Source organism: Thiocapsa imhoffii (assembly GCF_016583985.1).
In the GTDB taxonomy this organism is placed as follows: Bacteria; Pseudomonadota; Gammaproteobacteria; order Chromatiales; family Chromatiaceae; genus Thiocapsa; species Thiocapsa imhoffii.
In genome coordinates, this window is record NZ_NRSD01000022.1 from 16,961 (window position 1) to 34,327 (window position 17,367).

13 protein-coding genes and 2 tRNA genes are annotated in these 17,367 nt (G+C 59.9%); 14 read left to right on the forward strand and 1 reads right to left on the reverse strand.

Annotation, left to right across the window (positions count from 1 at the left end; genetic code table 11):
• Positions 1 to 160 precede the first annotated feature (160 nt).
• From CKO25_RS16515 to CKO25_RS16570, 12 genes are all read left to right on the forward strand, one after another.
• Positions 161 to 631 (forward strand): Rrf2 family transcriptional regulator, encoded by a 471-nt coding sequence (locus tag CKO25_RS16515; protein ID WP_200389053.1) that lies wholly within the window; start codon positions 161 to 163, stop codon positions 629 to 631.
• 176 nt (positions 632 to 807) lie between these two features.
• Entirely contained in the window at positions 808 to 1,734 is a 927-nt protein-coding gene (gene prmB, locus CKO25_RS16520) for a 50S ribosomal protein L3 N(5)-glutamine methyltransferase (protein ID WP_200389054.1), read from the forward strand.
• Positions 1,731 to 2,063 carry a hypothetical protein gene (locus CKO25_RS16525; protein ID WP_200389055.1) on the forward strand — a complete coding sequence of 111 codons (333 nt, stop codon included), beginning with the start codon at positions 1,731 to 1,733 and terminating at the stop codon, positions 2,061 to 2,063. Before prmB ends, CKO25_RS16525 begins: the two co-directional genes overlap by 4 nt.
• A gap of 63 nt (positions 2,064 to 2,126) precedes the next feature.
• Positions 2,127 to 3,512 (forward strand): oxygen-independent coproporphyrinogen III oxidase, encoded by a 1,386-nt coding sequence (gene hemN, locus CKO25_RS16530; protein ID WP_200389056.1) that lies wholly within the window; start codon positions 2,127 to 2,129, stop codon positions 3,510 to 3,512.
• Between the two features lie 281 nt (positions 3,513 to 3,793).
• The gene (gene tig, locus CKO25_RS16535; RefSeq protein WP_200389057.1) at positions 3,794 to 5,089 is read left to right on the forward strand and encodes a trigger factor; all 1,296 of its coding nucleotides are present in this window, start codon (positions 3,794 to 3,796) and stop codon (positions 5,087 to 5,089) included.
• A 212-nt stretch (positions 5,090 to 5,301) separates the two neighbouring features.
• Complete coding sequence (gene clpP, locus CKO25_RS16540) at positions 5,302 to 5,961, forward strand: ATP-dependent Clp endopeptidase proteolytic subunit ClpP (protein ID WP_276569041.1); 660 nt, start codon at positions 5,302 to 5,304, stop codon at positions 5,959 to 5,961.
• 347 nt (positions 5,962 to 6,308) lie between these two features.
• Positions 6,309 to 7,583 (forward strand): ATP-dependent Clp protease ATP-binding subunit ClpX, encoded by a 1,275-nt coding sequence (gene clpX / locus CKO25_RS16545; protein ID WP_200389058.1) that lies wholly within the window; start codon positions 6,309 to 6,311, stop codon positions 7,581 to 7,583.
• Between the two features lie 187 nt (positions 7,584 to 7,770).
• Positions 7,771 to 10,230 carry an endopeptidase La gene (gene lon / locus CKO25_RS16550; protein ID WP_200389059.1) on the forward strand — a complete coding sequence of 820 codons (2,460 nt, stop codon included), beginning with the start codon at positions 7,771 to 7,773 and terminating at the stop codon, positions 10,228 to 10,230.
• Between the two features lie 313 nt (positions 10,231 to 10,543).
• Positions 10,544 to 10,855: an HU family DNA-binding protein gene (locus tag CKO25_RS21310; protein WP_276569042.1), complete on the forward strand. Its 312-nt coding sequence runs from the start codon at positions 10,544 to 10,546 to the stop codon at positions 10,853 to 10,855.
• 34 nt (positions 10,856 to 10,889) lie between these two features.
• Positions 10,890 to 10,965 (forward strand) — tRNA-Val (locus tag CKO25_RS16560).
• A 7-nt stretch (positions 10,966 to 10,972) separates the two neighbouring features.
• A tRNA-Asp gene (locus CKO25_RS16565) sits at positions 10,973 to 11,049 on the forward strand.
• 91 nt (positions 11,050 to 11,140) lie between these two features.
• Positions 11,141 to 13,063 carry a SurA N-terminal domain-containing protein gene (locus CKO25_RS16570; RefSeq protein ID WP_200389061.1) on the forward strand — a complete coding sequence of 641 codons (1,923 nt, stop codon included), beginning with the start codon at positions 11,141 to 11,143 and terminating at the stop codon, positions 13,061 to 13,063.
• Positions 13,064 to 13,151: 88 nt separating this feature from the next.
• Here CKO25_RS16570 and CKO25_RS16575 read toward each other — a convergent pair whose 3' ends face one another.
• Complete coding sequence (locus CKO25_RS16575) at positions 13,152 to 13,928, reverse strand: enoyl-ACP reductase FabI (protein ID WP_200389062.1); 777 nt, start codon at positions 13,926 to 13,928, stop codon at positions 13,152 to 13,154.
• 295 nt (positions 13,929 to 14,223) lie between these two features.
• Here CKO25_RS16575 and CKO25_RS16580 point away from each other — a divergent pair, with 295 nt between their 5' ends.
• Complete coding sequence (locus CKO25_RS16580; protein ID WP_200389063.1) at positions 14,224 to 16,374, forward strand: ABC transporter substrate-binding protein; 2,151 nt, start codon at positions 14,224 to 14,226, stop codon at positions 16,372 to 16,374.
• On the forward strand, positions 16,371 to 17,348 hold the full coding sequence (locus tag CKO25_RS16585) for an ABC transporter permease subunit (protein WP_200389064.1): 978 nt from the start codon (positions 16,371 to 16,373) through the stop codon (positions 17,346 to 17,348). The genes CKO25_RS16580 and CKO25_RS16585 overlap by 4 nt, the downstream gene beginning before the upstream one ends.
• The last annotated feature ends 19 nt before the right edge of the window (positions 17,349 to 17,367 follow it).

Below are 17,367 nucleotides of genomic sequence, written 5' to 3' on the forward strand. Positions count from 1 at the left end.
CCACCACAGGATTCTTCGCCCCAGGACGACGAGACTGTTCCCTCGACGTGCTTGTTCCAGGTTGAAAAGTGAAAATTGTTGACTACTTAACTTGGTGACACTGGGCAAAGCCGTGTGATCCGGGTTGCCCGCCAATTCATCATCTCCCAGGCATCCGACGATGAGACTATCGACGAAAGGCAGGTACGCGGTGACCGCAATGCTCGACCTCGCGCTGCACTCCGGTCAGGGGCCCGTGACACTCGCGGACATCTCGGTGAATCAGGGGATTTCGCTCTCCTACCTCGAACAACTCTTCGCCGCGCTGCGTCAGAAGAAACTGGTCCGGGGCGTGCGTGGCCCGGGCGGAGGCTACTATCTCGGCCGGGCAGCCGCGGAGATCTCGATTGCAAACATCATCTGTGCGGTCGATGAGTGGGTGGAGTTCACGCGATGCGGTGGACGAGAGAACTGCCGTGACGGTCAGCGCTGTTTGACCCACCATCTTTGGGATCAATTGAGTGATGAGATCTTTCAGTTCCTCAGCGACATCTCACTGCAGGATCTCGTCGATCGTGGTCGGGCCAAGCCCGATGCACCAACGGTCAGTCCAGGTGCGCTCGAGGCCGGCACCAAGCGCCGCGCCGCCTAACGGGCGTCACGACAGGTCAGGTACGGCAGAGTGTTGTGCGCCGCCGCGAGTCGCGCCTTGTCGCGCTCGCCCCGGCAGCGGGTCGCGATGGATCAGACGGGGCTGAACAGGCAGTCGAGGTAATGGTATCCTGCAGCGCTTGATCCATTCACGCGTGCAACCGAATACTTCAGATTATGGCCGAGCAGCCAGACGGTTTGATTACCATCCAAGACTTTGTCCGCTGGGGGGCAAGTCGCTTCAATGCGGCTGGCGTCTATTGTGGGCATGGAACCGACAATGCAGTCGATGAGGCGGCACAACTCGTTCTGAGTGCGGTCCATCTCGACCCTGACATCCCCGCAGCGTTTCGGGAATGCCGTTTGACACCGAGCGAGCGCGTCAGGGTTTGCGAGTTGGTCGAGCAGCGGATCGCCGAGCGGATCCCGACGGCATACCTGACCGGGCGAGCCTGGTTCGCCGGAATGGAGTTTCAGGTCACACCGGATGTTCTCGTGCCGCGATCGCCAATCGCCGAACTGGTCGAGGCCGGGTTCGAGCCGTGGGTGGACGGGGATGTCGTTGGGCGTGTTCTTGACCTCTGTTGCGGGAGCGGTTGTATCGGCATCGCCGCCGCCGCGCAGATGCCCGATGTGGATGTTGATCTCGTCGATCTGTCCGCCGCGGCGTTGGAGGTCGCCCGAGGGAATGTGGCGTTCCACCAGTTGGAGGATCGTATCCGCGTCATCGAGTCGGATCTCTTCAACGATCTGCCCAACGAGCGTTATGACGTGATTGTGTCCAATCCGCCGTACGTCGCAACCGCGGAGTTCGACACACTTCCCCCCGAGTATCATCGCGAGCCCGCCATGGGCTTGCGGGGTGGCGAGGATGGTCTCGATCTCATCGTGCGGATTCTCGCCGACGCGGCAGCTCATTTGACCGATGATGGGATCTTGATCCTGGAGGTAGGAAGTGCCGCGGCCGAACTCGAGCGGCGATTCCCCGAGGTGCCCTTTACCTGGCTTGAATTCGAGCGTGGTGGCGAGGGCGTGGTTCTGATAACACGCCAACAACTCGAGGAGCAGCAGTTGACATTGCTCGAGGAGGCAACGGCGCGATGAGTCCTTGTCGCGCCGAGGTGGGCGAGGACGCTGTCGCCTGGACCAGCCGGGTCCGGTTCGCGGCCGAGGACGTGCGCGCCTGTGGGGCGCCCGTCAGGCAGGATCGGATAGCCTCCTCGGCGCGCATCGGCCGACCTCGCGGGCAGCGTCAGGCGCGCTGCGGTGTCCTGCAGGTCGCAGGCCATCCTGATCGGGGTGGTGATCTCCTCTTCTTCACGGAACTCCCCAGCATCGTTGCGGGCGAGCTTCCATTCCATGCCATGCCCCGCTCGAACGAGACCAATAAGAGCGATCGGCGCGCTCTCGTTGTTGGCGGGGATGATTCCTGAGACCGGCGTGACGAACAGGGCCGGGCGGCTGAGATGTCAACCGCCCGGCCGGAGGATTGAACGGTGGAGCAAGGTATTTCTTTCGATCTGGAGTTGATCCGTCGCTACGACCAGAGTGGTCCGCGATACACCTCCTATCCGACCGCGGTCGAGTTCAGCGAGTCCTTCGACACGCAGGCCTACCGTGCGGCTTGTGCGCGCAGCAATGAGAGTGGCCGGCCACTGTCGCTCTACTTTCATATTCCGTTTTGCGACACGGTCTGCTTCTACTGCGCTTGCAACAAGATTGCGACCAAGGATCGTTCGCTCGCACCGCCTTATCTGGCGCGCCTCCACCAGGAACTGGCTCTCCAATCCGAACTCTTCGACACCACCCGTGTGGTCGAGCAATTGCACTGGGGTGGGGGAACGCCAACGTTTCTCAGTCATGATCAGATGACCGAGTTAATGGACGTGACGCGGGGTCACTTCGAGCTGGCGAGTGACGAGAGCGGTGAATTCTCGATCGAGATCGACCCGCGCGAGGCCGATGCCGCGAGTATCGCCTTGCTGCGTCGTCTCGGATTCAACCGGATGAGCTTGGGCGTTCAGGATTTCGATCCCAAGGTCCAAGCGGCCGTCAACCGGATCCAGACCGAAGCAGAGACGATGACCGTGCTGGAGGCGGCCCGCGCGGAGGGGTTCCGCTCGATCAGTATCGACCTCATCTACGGCCTGCCGTTCCAGAGTCCCGAGAGCTTTGCGCGCACCCTCGAACGCATCATTGCGGTCGACCCTGAACGGCTCTCGATCTTCAATTACGCACATCTTCCAGATCGTTTCAAACCGCAGCGACGCATTAACGAGGCCGAGCTGCCGGCGCCTGAGGTCAAGCTGGACATCCTGCAAGCAACGATCGAGCGATTGACGCAGGCTGGATATGTCTACATCGGCATGGATCATTTCGCGCGTCCCGACGATGAGCTGGCGCGTGCGCAACAAGCCGGCACGCTCTATCGCAATTTTCAGGGCTACTCGACCCATGCGGACTGCGATCTGATCGGTCTCGGCGTGACCTCGATCGGGAAGATCGACAACACCTACAGCCAAAACCGCCGTGGCCTTGAGGAGTACTACGCGGATCTGGACGCTGGACGCTTACCGGTTTTCCGTGGGATTGAGTTGACGCAAGACGACTTGATTCGGCGCGACATGATCACGCAGTTAATCTGCCATTTTGAACTCGACATTCCCGCCGCCGAGCGCAAGTGGGCGATCGACTTTCAGGACTACTTCGCCGACGCCATGACGAAACTCCGCGCAATGGCGGCCGATGGATTGCTTGAGGTCGACGCACGACAGATTCGGATCTTGCCGCGTGGTCGCCTACTGGTGCGGAACATCTGCATGGCCTTCGATGCCTATCTGGCGACCAAGACGGGACCAATCGGTTTCTCCAAGGTCATCTAAGCAGCGGTGGATCGCTGTGCGCTATACTATTGCGCCTTTGATCCGCGCACGACGGGCGAACCAGACCGAGATGCCTGCCACCCTTGATGTCGTGAGCGCCGCGGCCCCAACCGCAGGCATGCCACGGATGTCAGAAGGGTACGGCTGATGGCGCTGCTCGGCATGCGCGCCACATCCGAGCGCGATTCAGCGATTCGATTCGAGAGGGTTTGGGCCGTGCGTCCAAGCTAGGATTCAGCAACGAACGGACCCTGGAGAGCAGGGTTCGGCGGGAGAGATACATGCAGGTTTCGGTGGAGACGGGAGAGGGGCTCGAGCGACGGCTGACCATTGAGCTGCCTTACGAGCAGATCGCCTCGGAAGTGGATAAGCGCTTGCAGGAGATGTCCCGCAATGCGCGTCTGCCGGGATTCCGTCCGGGCAAGGTTCCGATACAGGTGCTGCGCAAGCGCTACGGTGAGGCCGTGCGCCGCGAAATTTTCGGCGAGATGGTCGAGAGCAGTTTTCCCGAGGCAGTCGCGCAAACATCCCTGCGTCCCGCTGGGATGCCGCGGATCGAACCCAGTATCGATCTGGCGGAACAGCGCATCGGATATACCGCCGTCTTCGAGATCCTGCCGGAGTTCGAGATCGTGTCGCTTGCGGATCGGGTGTTGAAATCCCCGATCAGCGAGATCACCGAGGCCGATGTCGAGACCATGATCGAGACCCTGCGCCGCCAACGCGCCAACTGGGTCGTGACGGAACAACCGGCCGAGCTTGGCGACCGCCTAACGATCAATTTCACCGGGACGCTCGAGGGCGAGCCCTTCGAGGGCGGATCTGGGCAAGAGGTGATACTGGAGCTGGGCTCTGGACGGATGATTCCAGGTTTCGAGGCGGGTTTGGTTGGAGCCGAGACCGGTTCGCAACGAACGCTCGAGCTGGTCTTTCCAGAGTCCTACCATGTCGAGCATCTTGCAGGGAAACCCGTGCGTTTCGAGGTGACGGTCGGGCAGGTCGAGCGCTCCGAGTTGCCCGAGGTCGATGCCGACTTCCTTGCGATCTATGGCGTTGAGGATGGCGATCAAGCACGCTTTCGGGCCGATGTGCGCGCGAACATGGAGCGCGAAATGCGCCGACGCCTCGAGAGTCGTCGCAAGCAGGCGGTGATGGACCTGCTTCTTGAGGCACACGAGGTCGAGATTCCGGGCGTCCTGGTCGAATCCGAGAAACGCGCCATGGCCGATCAGATGCGCGAGACATTGGGTCAGGCGAAGCTGGACCTTCCGCTTGAGATGTTTGCCGAGCCGGCGCGTCGTCGGGTGTCGCTCGGACTCATCGTCGGGGAGATCGTCAAGCAGCAGGGTCTGCAGGCGGATCCTGACCGTGTGCGTGCCGTGGTTGCGGAGAATGCCGCCTCCTACGAACATCCAGAGGCCGTGCTTGAGTACTTCCTCAAAGACCCCCAAACAATGGCCTCTATTGAAGGCCTGGTGCTGGAGGAGCAGGTAGTCTCCTGGGTCCTCGAACAGGTTCAGCTCGAAGAGTCGGCCATCACCTTCGCGCAGCTCACGGAGAACGAAAGCCCGTCGTAATCGAGCCGGTTCAGCCATTCGGCGGTCGCCAGCATCGCGGTGTCCCGTGCGCCTGGTGTCGGCATGCATGCCGATACCCCAATGCGTCCGGGTCCATCGGCGTGGGCGCGGGTGCGCTCTTGGGTTCGGCCGCGCTCGCGAGGTGCGAGACGACCCAGGTCCTTCCTGTTGACACAATCTAGCTCTTCTGCCTCAAAGGCGAGTCTCATCACATGATCAACGACACGAACAACAACACCGCCATGCGCACCACCTGGGAGCCGTCTGGGCTGGGCCTGGTCCCCATCGTGGTTGAACAGACCGCGCGTGGTGAGCGTTCGTTTGATATCTACTCACGCTTGCTCAAGGAGCGTGTCATTTTCATGGTGGGTCCCGTCGAGGATCACATGGCGAATCTGGTGGTGGCGCAGTTACTCTTTCTCGAATCCGAGAATCCCGACAAAGACATCCACCTCTACATCAATTCGCCGGGAGGATCGGTAACCGCTGGTCTGGCGATCTATGACACCATGCGTTTCATTCGTCCTGATGTCAGCACCATGTGCATTGGTCAAGCCGCCAGTATGGGGGCACTCTTGCTGGCAGGTGGCGCACCCGGGAAGCGGGTTTGTCTGCCGCATTCACGGATGATGATCCATCAGCCGCTCGGTGGTTTCCAGGGGCAGGCGAGCGATATCGATATCCATGCCCGCGAGATCCTCTATATCCGTGATCGGCTGAATCAAATCCTGGCCCATCACACTGGTCAGTCGATCGAGAAGATCGCCGATGATACCGAGCGCGATCGTTTCATGAGTGGCGAGGAAGCCGTCGCCTATGGCTTGATTGACCAGGTGATCACCGAGCGTGGTCCAGCTCCGAAGAAGGCTTGAGATGACGCCCGCGATGGCGGGGGGATCGCACGGGGTGCCTGCGCGTCAGTCAGGCGAAGCAGGCGGTGAGGGTGCGGCCGGATTCGTCACCAGCTGATGTTGCCCCGGGTCGTGATGGTGCGCGGCCTCGGACCATCAGCGACCCGACGCTGGGATGGGGTGAGGGCATCTCTCGACCGAGTGCGACGCCTGGTGGCGCCTGGATGTGTCGCTGCGGTTTCGGCCGTGGCAGTGCCGTGGTCTGCGTCCCGATCTTGCCATTCAACCTCAAATCGTTATGATGGAATCAGCTCCGCCAGGGCACCTGTCACCCTGCATCCAACCGAACGCACGGAGACCCAACTGCGATGAGTGCAAATAGCCACGGTAAGGGCGACGACGGGAAACTACTCTACTGCTCCTTCTGCGGCAAGAGCCAGCACGAAGTCCGCAAGTTGATTGCTGGTCCGTCCGTTTTCATCTGTGACGAATGTGTCGAACTCTGTAACGACATCATTCGCGAGGAGATGCAGGATAGCGTCGGTGAAGCGACGAGCGGATTACCCAAGCCGCGTGAGATCAATGCGCGCCTCGATGAGTTCGTGATCGGACAGGAGCAGGCGAAAAAGGTCCTGTCGGTCGCGGTCTACAACCACTACAAACGACTTGAGGTCTCCGAGGCAAAGGAAGACATCGAGATCGCCAAGAGCAACATCCTCCTCATCGGGCCCACCGGCTCGGGAAAGACGTTACTTGCCGAGACGCTGGCACGGCTGCTCAACGTTCCCTTCACGATTGCCGATGCAACGACCCTGACCGAAGCGGGATACGTGGGCGAGGACGTCGAAAATATCATTCAAAAATTGTTGCAGAAATGCGACTACGATGTCGAGAAGGCGCAGACCGGAATCGTCTACATCGATGAGATCGATAAGATTTCCCGTAAGTCAGACAATCCATCCATCACGCGTGACGTCTCGGGCGAGGGTGTTCAACAAGCCCTGCTCAAGTTAATCGAAGGGACGATTGCGTCCGTGCCTCCACAAGGGGGACGTAAGCATCCGCAACAAGAGTTTCTGCAGGTCGACACCTCGAACATCCTCTTCATCGTCGGTGGCGCATTCGCCGGGTTGGATCGCGTTATCCAGAATCGTTCGCGCAAGACCGGAATCGGGTTTTCAGCGGAGGTTCACAGTCAGGATGACCGACGCCAAATTGGTGAACTCTTGAGCGCCGTGGAGCCGGAGGATCTGATTCGCTATGGCTTGATCCCTGAGTTCGTCGGTCGTCTGCCGGTCATGGCCACCCTTGAAGAACTCGACGAGCCGGCACTGGTACGCATCTTGACCGAGCCGAAGCATGCCTTGGTGAAGCAGTACCAGCGCCTATTCGAAATGGAGGGGGTCGAACTCGAACTCCGCGAGGACGCACTGCGCGGGATTGCCGTGAAGGCCATGGAACGGAAGACGGGAGCGCGCGGGTTGCGGACCATCATGGAGCAAGTGCTGCTTGATATCATGTACGATCTACCCTCGATGGAACAGGTTGGGAAGGTCGTGATCGATGCCTCGGTGATCGCTGGCGAAAACAAGCCCTTCCTGATCTACGACGGTCTCGAGAAGCAGGCGGTGGCCGCTGATTGAGTGCCCGAAGACGTCTGACCAGCGCGATGCCTTTGTCCCCGGATCGGACTTCTCATTGAAGTCCGCATCCCATGCCCTGATCCTCATCCCAGCCCCTCAATCCCCGACCACCCGAGTAGCCCGCCCCTCAGGGCGAGGCGAGATGTGTTGATCTCTCGGGTCGTCCCCATCACGAGAATGGATCTTCATGGCGCACCACGATTCTGCTTCACATCCGTCCAACCCCTCTCAGCATGACGTCCCGGTCCTTCCGCTCAGGGATGTCGTGGTCTATCCGCACATGGTGATTCCATTGTTCGTCGGTCGCGAGAAATCCATTCAGGCGCTCGACGCCGCCATGGTGAGCGATAAGCAAATCCTGCTCATCGCGCAGAAAAGCGCGGATGTCGATGACCCTGGTGTCGCGGATCTTCACGAGATCGGCACCTTGGCGAACATCCTACAGTTGCTCAGGCTTCCCGATGGCACGGTCAAGGTCTTGGTCGAGGGCAATGAGCGTGCGCGGATCGAACGTTTCCTGACGACCGAAGAGTCTTTCTCCGCGCGCATCGAGCCTCTAGCCGATCATCTCGAGATCGAGGAGCGCGAACAAGAAGTCCTGATGCGCTCGGCCGTGACCCTGTTCGATCAGTACGTGAAGCTGAACAAGAAGGTGCCGCCCGAGGTTCTCACATCACTGTCGAGCATTGATGAGGCCGGTCGTCTCGCGGACACCATGGCCGCTCACATGTCCTTGAAATTGGACGAGAAACAGCGCGTCCTTCAGATGATCGATGTGCAAGAGCGGCTTGAGCATCTGATGGGTCTGATGGAATCCGAGAACGACATCCTCCAGATGGAGAAACGGATTCGCGGACGTGTGAAGCGGCAGATGGAGAAGAATCAGCGCGAGTACTATCTCAACGAACAAATGAAGGCGATCCAAAAGGAATTGGGCGAACTCGAGGATGCTCCGAACGAGATCGAGGATCTCGCCAAGCGTATCGAGGCCGCGGGGATGCCACGCGAGGCGAAAAACAAAGCCGTGGGTGAGCTGAATAAGCTCAAGCTGATGTCGCCGATGTCCGCTGAGGCAACGGTCGTTCGAAACTACATCGATACCCTGGTGGCGGTGCCCTGGAAAAAACGGACCCGGATTCGCAACGACATCAAGGTCGCTGAAGCAGTCTTAGACAAGGATCACTACGGGCTCGAGCGCGTGAAGGAGCGGATTTTAGAGTACCTTGCGGTACAACAACGGGTGCGCAAGCTCAAAGGACCGATTCTGTGCTTGGTCGGTCCCCCAGGTGTGGGGAAGACCTCGCTCGGCCAATCGATTGCGAAGGCGACCAATCGTCAGTTCGTCCGAATGTCACTCGGCGGCGTCCGCGACGAGGCGGAGATCCGCGGGCATCGGCGCACCTATATTGGGGCCCTGCCCGGCAAGATCATTCAGAATCTCTCCAAGGCGGGTTCCCGCAACGCCTTCTTCCTGCTCGATGAAATTGACAAGATGGCGATGGATTTCCGCGGTGACCCAGCGTCGGCCTTGCTCGAGGTGCTGGATCCAGAGCAGAACCACACCTTCAACGACCATTACCTGGAGGTTGATTTCGATCTCTCGGAGGTGATGTTCGTCGCGACGGCGAATACCCTGAACATTCCCCCGGCGTTGCTCGACCGTATGGAAGTCATTCGGCTGTCCGGCTACACGGAGGACGAAAAGGTGGCGATCGCCGAGCGCTACCTGTTGCCGAAGCAGATGAAGAATAACGGCTTGAAGAGCGGCGAATTGGTGATCCGCGAGAGTGCATTGCGAGACGTCATTCGACACTACACACGTGAAGCGGGGGTCCGTAACCTCGAGCGGGAGATCTCCAAGATCTGTCGTAAGGTCGTGAAGGAGGTCTTGCTCAAGAAACGCGAGACGACCACCACCGTCACGCCAAGGATTCTGGAGAAATATCTGGGCGTGCAGCGCTTCCGCTACGGACGGGCTGATGAGCATGATCAAATCGGCCAAGTCACGGGTCTGGCGTGGACTGAGGTCGGTGGTGAGTTGTTGCGAATCGAGTCGGCCCTGGTTCCCGGAAAGGGCAAGTTTACCTATACCGGCCAACTCGGTGACGTCATGCAGGAGTCCATTCAGGCGGCCATGACGGTCGTGCGAGCACGCGCGGACTCACTCGGCGTGCCAGTGGATTTTCATAACACGTACGACGTGCACATCCACGTGCCAGAAGGTGCGACACCAAAGGACGGGCCGAGTGCCGGCGTGGCGATGTGTACCGCATTGGTGTCGGCGCTCACCAGGATCCCGGTTCGCTCGAGTGTGGCCATGACCGGGGAGATCACCCTGCGTGGCGAGGTGCTGCCGATCGGTGGGCTTAAGGAGAAGTTGCTCGCCGCCCATCGCGGGGGTATTGAAACGGTGATCATTCCGCACGAGAACGAGCGCGATCTCACCGAAATTCCTAAGAACATCAAACAACATCTCAAGATTCATCCGGTTCGCTGGATTGATGAGGTCCTTGATCTCGCCTTGACTGATCGCCCCGCGCGGGTCGTCGCCGAGGCAGAGGGGAATGATCCGATCCGTGTCGACGATGACTCGCGCGAAGCGAACACGGATGCGGCACGTGATCAGGCCGCCCGGCTCCATCACTGAATGCCGATGACCTGATGTAAGCGGTGGTGTGCGTGCCTGGATGATCAGCCCCGTCCCGGTCACATCCGGGACGGACCACGCGACGCGAGACCTAGTGCCGCCGCTCATGAGGCGTGACCGACCGTATCCGTTGGTCTCGCTCTCATCATCCGGTCGCGGCTGAAAATCATGGTTGCCCTGACCCTGACTCCGATTTAGCATGCCCGCAGGACACGGTCATCGACGAGGTGGCGGGGGGACGATCGCTGATGAGCGTACCGGATCGCAGTCACTCGGTGTCCGCGGTTCTGGCAGCGTCGAGACAGCACAGGAGTTGGAGCAAACCGATGCAAGAGAGTCAACTGGGGGAGCAATGAATAAGTCGGAACTCATCGAAAAAATGGCGGATGCCGCGGAGATCTCGAAGGTTGCCGCGAGCAAAGCGCTCGATGCCTTCACGGATGAAATTGCCATAGCGCTCAAAGAAGGACAAACGGTCTCACTGATCGGCTTTGGAACCTTCACTGTGAAGGAACGTGCCGCGCGGACCGGCCGCAACCCTCAGACTGGGGCGCCGATCGAGATCAAGGCGTCGAAGACACCGTCATTTAAGGCTGGCAAGGCCCTGAAGGACGCAGTACAATAAGCAGAGCTCGGAATTGGGCGCCACACCCAATCTCGGGTGCTTAGCTCAGCTGGGAGAGCATCGCCCTTACAAGGCGAGGGTCGCAGGTTCGATCCCTGCAGCACCCACCAGATTTACGGAGCGGTAGTTCAGTTGGTTAGAATACCGGCCTGTCACGCCGGGGGTCGCGGGTTCGAGCCCCGTCCGCTCCGCCATCTTCACTGATCGGGGGTCTCAGCACGAGGTCCCCGATTCCTTTTCAGCCCAAGGCTGTTTCCTGCATTCACCAACGCCTTGTAACCACTCATGCTCATTGCCATTCGGGAACGCGCCCAAGGTTGGCTTGCCTGGGTTATCGTGATCTTCATCAGTATCCCGTTCGCCCTCTGGGGCATCCAATCCTACCTTGGGGTTGGCGGGGAGCCTGTCGTCGCAACCGTCAATGGTGTCGAGATCGGGGAGCGTGATCTCAGCCGCCGCGTGCAGCAGACCCGCATCGAACTGCGCGAACGCTTGGGCGCCGGTTACGATCCAGCCCTGTTCGAGGACGGACGCCTCCGCGCCGAGGTGCTCGACGACATCATTCGCCAAACCCTTCTGCTGGAGACCTCGAACCGCATCGGGATGCGGGTCTCGGATGCGGAGTTGCAGCTCCAGATCCTGTCGGAGCCGGCGTTCCAGCGCGACGGGCGTTTCGATCGGGAAACCTACGAGCGCCTGTTGCAGATTCAAGGGTTATCGCCGGCTCGCTTCGAGGCGCAACTCCGCTCGCAATTAATCGGCAATCAACTGTTGCGGGCAGTGGTCGGCAGCGAGTTGGTCACCGGGGTCGAACTGTCCAACTATCAACGCTTAGTTGGGCAGGAGCGTGATTTTGCGATCATTCGCCTCCCGGTCGAGGAGTTCCTTGACACCGACCCGGTTGATGAAGCCCAAATCCTGGCCTACTACGAGTCCAATGCGGCGAGCTTCCAACGACCCGAAATGGTCAAGCTCGACATGATCGTGCTCGACGTCGCCGATCTCGCGCAGGATGTCAGCATTGATGACGAAGAGTTGCGCGCGCTCTATGAAGAGGATCTCTCGCAGTTTGGTCAGCGCGAACAGCGCGCCGTGCGCCATCTGTTGAGAAGTGTGGCGCAAACCGCCGATGAGGCGGTCGCCGAGCAAGCCCTTGCTGAACTGACGGCCATCCGTGAGCGGATCCTCGCCGGCGAGTCGTTCGCTGATTTGGCGCGGACCTCCTCTGAAGACCCGGCGAGCGCGAGCGAGGGTGGCTCGCTTGGCACCATCGAGCAGGGTTTGATGGATCCGGTGTTCGATCTGGTTGCCTTCTCGTTACCCGAGGGTGAAGTCAGTCAGCCGATTCGAACCCGTTTTGGATACCATCTGATCGAGGTCACCGAGATCATCCCGCCGGCAACCCGGTCATTCGACGAGGTGAAAGAGGAACTCCGTGCCCAGGTCTCCCGGCAGCGTGCCGAGTCACTGTATTACGATCTTGGCGAGCGGCTGGCAAATGTGGCCTATGAGTCCCCGGACAGCCTCGAGCCGGCAGCGGATGAACTTGGCTTGACCCTGCGGCAGACCGACTGGTTGGATCGAAATGGTGGCGATGACTTGCTGGCACAGCCCCGTGTGATCGGCGCGGCCTTCAGTGATGATGTCCTCATCGGTCGCAACAACAGCGACCTGATCGAGCCCGTACCCGATGTCCTACGTGCCGTCGTGTTGCGCGTCGCGGATCACCGCGAGGCGAGTATCCGTGATCTCGACGAGGTTCGAGAGGATATCGTTGCGGCGATCCAGAGCGAGCGTGCACGTACGGCCGCCCTGGCAGCCGGCCAGGAACTGGTCGATCAGCTGCGCGAGGGGACGGCGCGCACGGATCTCAGTATCCCGTGGGAGGTTGAGCTGCTCGAAGCCATCGAGCGCATGGACCCATCGATCCCCGGGCCGATTCGCGAGCTGGCGTTCAAGCTACCGGTTCCGGATGCGTCGCAACCCAGTGTCGGTCTGGCTGAGTTCGGGACGGGCGATGTCGCTGTAGTCCAGTTGGATGCGGTTCGGGATGGCGAGATGAGTCCACGCGATGACCCAGAGGTGCTCGCGGAGGCGAATTTGCTGGGGCAACTGATCGGCCGTCATAGCTACGAGGCGATGTTGAGTGACATCGCGACCCGCGCCAAGATCGAACGTCGTCCAATCACGACCGGAGCAGAGCTCTAACCACGCAAGGACTGGACGTGAGTCACGCCGCGACCCGCTTCAGGTCCGCGAGAGGGCCTGATTCCATCAGGTCCTCTCGCGTCCTCGCTCAGCCGAGACCGAGAATGTGGTAGCCCGTGTCGACGTAGAGCACGTCACCGGTGATGCCGCTCGCTAGATCGGAACAGAGGAAGGCCGCCGCGTTTCCGACCTCCTCGATGCTGACGTTGCGTCTCAGCGGTGTGCGTTCCTCGACTTTCTTTAGCATGTCACGAAAATCGGAGATCCCCGCGGCGGCCAGGGTGCGGATCGGCCCGGCCGAGATGGCGTTCACGCGGATGCCCAGCGGGCCAAGTGAGGCGGCGAGATACCGCATGTTTGCCTCAAGACTTGCCTTGGCGACGCCCATCACGTTGTAATTCGGAACCGCCCGCACGGCACCCAGATAGCTCATGGTGAGCAGGGCGCCGTGGCGCCCGGACATCATCTCGCGGCCACCCTTTGCCAACGCGGCGAAGCTGTACGAACTGATGTCGTGCGCGGTCGCGAAACCCTCACGAGTGACCGCGTCGACATAATCGCCTTCGAGTTGCTCCTTGGGGGCGAAGGCGACCGAGTGAACGATGGCGTCGAGGCCGTCCCAGCGTGAGCCGAGGGCTTCGAACAACGCGGAGATCGCAGCGTCACTGCCAACGTCGAGTGGGAGGGCGATGTCCGAACCACACTTGCGAGCCATGTCCTCGACCCGCGCCTTCAGCTTATCGTTCTGATACGTCAAGGCGATGTCGGCACCCTCTCGATGCATCGCCTCGGCGCAGCCCCAGGCGATGGATCGGTTGCTCGCGACTCCGGTGACGAGGATTTTTTTTCCGCTTAGGAATCCCATTGATTTCGATCTCTTTGTCATGCAGTGGTCGCCGCCGTTTGGCGGCCGTTGAGTCGCGCAAGGGCTACTGCTTGAACACAGCGGCCGGTCTTGCCGCGGATGAACCTTGGACTTTTGGGTGGGATCGTCCGAAGATGTCGCATCTAGACATAACGGGGTGGGTGATCCGCTATCGGCTGTCGGGTGTTTTTTTCTGCCATGCCCCAATGTCCAAACCGAACACTACAGAAACTCGCTTATCGGTGAAAGGTCCTGCGTGCGCTGGCTCCTTGTGATGACAGTTCGACGACCGTCCATGCCGTCCCGGTTGGTCTTGATGGTCCTGAGTCTCTTGCTGGCTGGGTGCGGCGAGCCGCCCTGGAATAATCCCTATCCCGAAGAGGATGCCGCGAGCAAGACCCTTTACAGCTCATTCGCCGACCGTCCGAAGCATCTCGACCCGGCACGCTCCTACAGCTCGGACGAATACGCCTTCTTGGCGCAGATTTACGAGCCACCCCTGCAATATCATTTTCTTCTTCGCCCCTTTCAGCTCGTTCCCTTGACCGCGCTCGAGGTCCCTCAGCCGGCGTATTTCGATGCGGATGGGAATCCATTGCCGGAGGATGCCCCGGCTGAGGTGATCCATCGCAGCGATTACCTGATCGAGATCCAGCCTGGAATCCAGTACCAACCTCATCCGGCGTTTGCACGCGACGAAGCCGGTCTGGATCGGTATCTGTCGCTCACGCCACGGGATGTGCGCGGCATCAATCGACTCGGCGATTTTGCCTTCACCGGGACGCGAGAGTTGACGGCCGAGGACTATGTTCATCAGATCAAACGACTGGCCGCGCCCTGGACACATTCGCCGATCTCTGGATTGATGCAGAAGCATCTGCTGGGTTTCGAGGAGTTGGTCGATCAGTTCTCGGAGCAGGATCCGGGTGACCCGCTGGGGCGTGTTCAATTGTTGCGCGACGCGCGGTTCGAGGGTGGTGAGGTCTTGGATCGCTACCGCTATCGGGTCAGTGTCAAAGGAAAATATCCACAGTTCAGCTACTGGCTTGCGATGCCCTTCTTCGCTCCCATGCCCTGGGAGGCCGAGGCATTCTACGCGCAGCCCGGGTTGCGTGAACGCAACATCATGCTTGACTGGTATCCCGTCGGGACGGGTCCCTTCATGCTGGGCGAGAACAATCCAAATTTGCGCATGGTCCTGGAGCGCAATCCCCATTTTCGTGGTGAGCCCTACCCCGATCATGGCATGCCCGAGGATGAGGCGGACGGATTGCTGGCCGACGCCGGGCAGCCGATGCCCTTCGTCGAGCGCGCGATCTACAGCCTTGAGAAGGAGAGTATTCCTCGCTGGAATAAATTCCTGCAGGGCTACTATGACAGCTCGGGAATCTCCTCGGATGCCTTTGATCAGGCCGTCCAGATCGATGCGGGCGGCGAGCCGGTGCTGACGGAGTCGATGCAGGAGCGCGACATCACGCTCCTGACATCCGTTGAACCCTCCATCTTCTACATGGGATTCAACATGCTGGACCCGGTGGTCGGTGGCGAGAGCGAACGGGCCCGGCTGTTACGACGGGCGATCTCGATCGCGGTGGATTTCGAGGAGTTCATCTCGATCTTCACGAACGGTCGCGGCTTGGTCGCGCAGGGACCAATTCCACCGAGTATCTTTGGCCATCGTGAGGGCGAGGCAGGGATCAATCCTTACGTCTACACCTGGGCCGGTGGGCGCGCGGTGCGACGCGGACTCGAGGAGGCGCGACTCCTGATGGAGCAGGCGGGTTACCCAGGTGGTCGTGATCGCGACACCGGCCGGTCACTCAGCATCAACTACGAGGCGATCGCGACTGGACCGGATGATCGGGCGCGTTTGAACTGGATGCGCAAACAATTCGCGAAACTCGGAATCGAACTCGTCATCCGCTCGACCGACTACAACCGCTTCCAGGAGAAGATGCGCAACGGCACCGGCCAGCTCTTCATGTGGGGATGGAACGCGGATTATCCGGATCCGGAGAATTTTCTGTTCTTGCTCTACGGACCCAACGGCAAGGTTGAGCACCAGGGTGAGAACGCGGCAAATTACGCCAATCCTGAGTTCGACCGTTTGTTCAACCAGATGCGTTTCATGGATGACGGTCCTGAGCGCCAGGCCGTGATCGACCGCATGGTCGAGATCGCGCGCACCGACGCCCCCTGGCTGTGGGGCTTCAATCCCAAGTCATTCAGTCTGCATCATCAGTGGATGTTCAACGCCAAACCGAATCAAATGGCCAACAACACGCTGAAGTATCGTCGGATCGATCCAGAGTTACGGCGTGAACTGCGTGAGGCATGGAATCCGCCAGTCCTCTGGCCCCTGTGGATTCTCGCCGGCCTGCTGATCCTGGTCCTGCTGCCCGCGTTGTGGCTGGTGTGGCGACGCGCACGGAGTACCGCACTGTGACGGCCTATATCATCCGGCGCATGCTCTATGCGATTCCAATTCTGATTGGGGTCAACCTCATCACCTTCGTGCTGTTCTTTGTGGTCAACTCGCCCGATGACATGGCCCGCATGCACCTCGGTGAGAAGCGGGTGACGCCTGAGGCGATCGAAACCTGGAAACAAGAGCATGGCTATGCCATGCCGCTGCTCTACAACCCGGACGCGGTCGGCATCGGGCGTCTGACCGAGACTATTTTTTTTGAGAAATCGATTCGACTCTTTGCGTTTAACTTTGGTTCGTCCGACAACGGGCGCGATATCGGTTACGACATCTCTCAACGCATGTGGCCGAGTTTGGCGATCGCCATCCCGGTGCTGCTCGTGGGCTTGGCGTTCAACATCTCCTACGCCTTGTTCATCGTGTTTTTTCGCGCGACCTATGTCGATTTCAGCAGCGTCGTGCTGTTGGTCGCGATGATGTCGATCTCGGGCCTCTTCTACATCATCGGCGGACAATTCTTGCTGAGCAAACTCTTTCACTTGGTGCCGATCTCGGGCTATGACACGGGCATCGAGGCATTGAAATTCCTGATCTTACCGGTCATCGTCGGCGTAATTGGGGGCATCGGTGCGGGCACCCGTTGGTATCGCACCCTGTTTCTCGAGGAAATTTCGAAGGACTATGTGCGCACGGCACGTGCAAAGGGTTTGAGCGAGCGGCGCGTGCTCTTTCGCCACATTCTTCAGAATGCGCTGATTCCAATCCTGACAGGGGTGGTCGTGGTGCTGCCCCTCCTCTTCATGGGAAGCCTCATCACCGAGTCGTTCTTTGGCATTCCTGGTCTGGGCAGCTACACCATTGATGCCATCAACAGCCAGGACTTCGCCATCGTCCGCTCGATGGTCTATCTCGGTGCCGTCCTCTACATCGTGGGACTCATCTTGACCGACATTTCCTACACCCTGGTCGACCCACGGGTCCGGTTGCAATGACGCAGGACCCGGGAGCGAT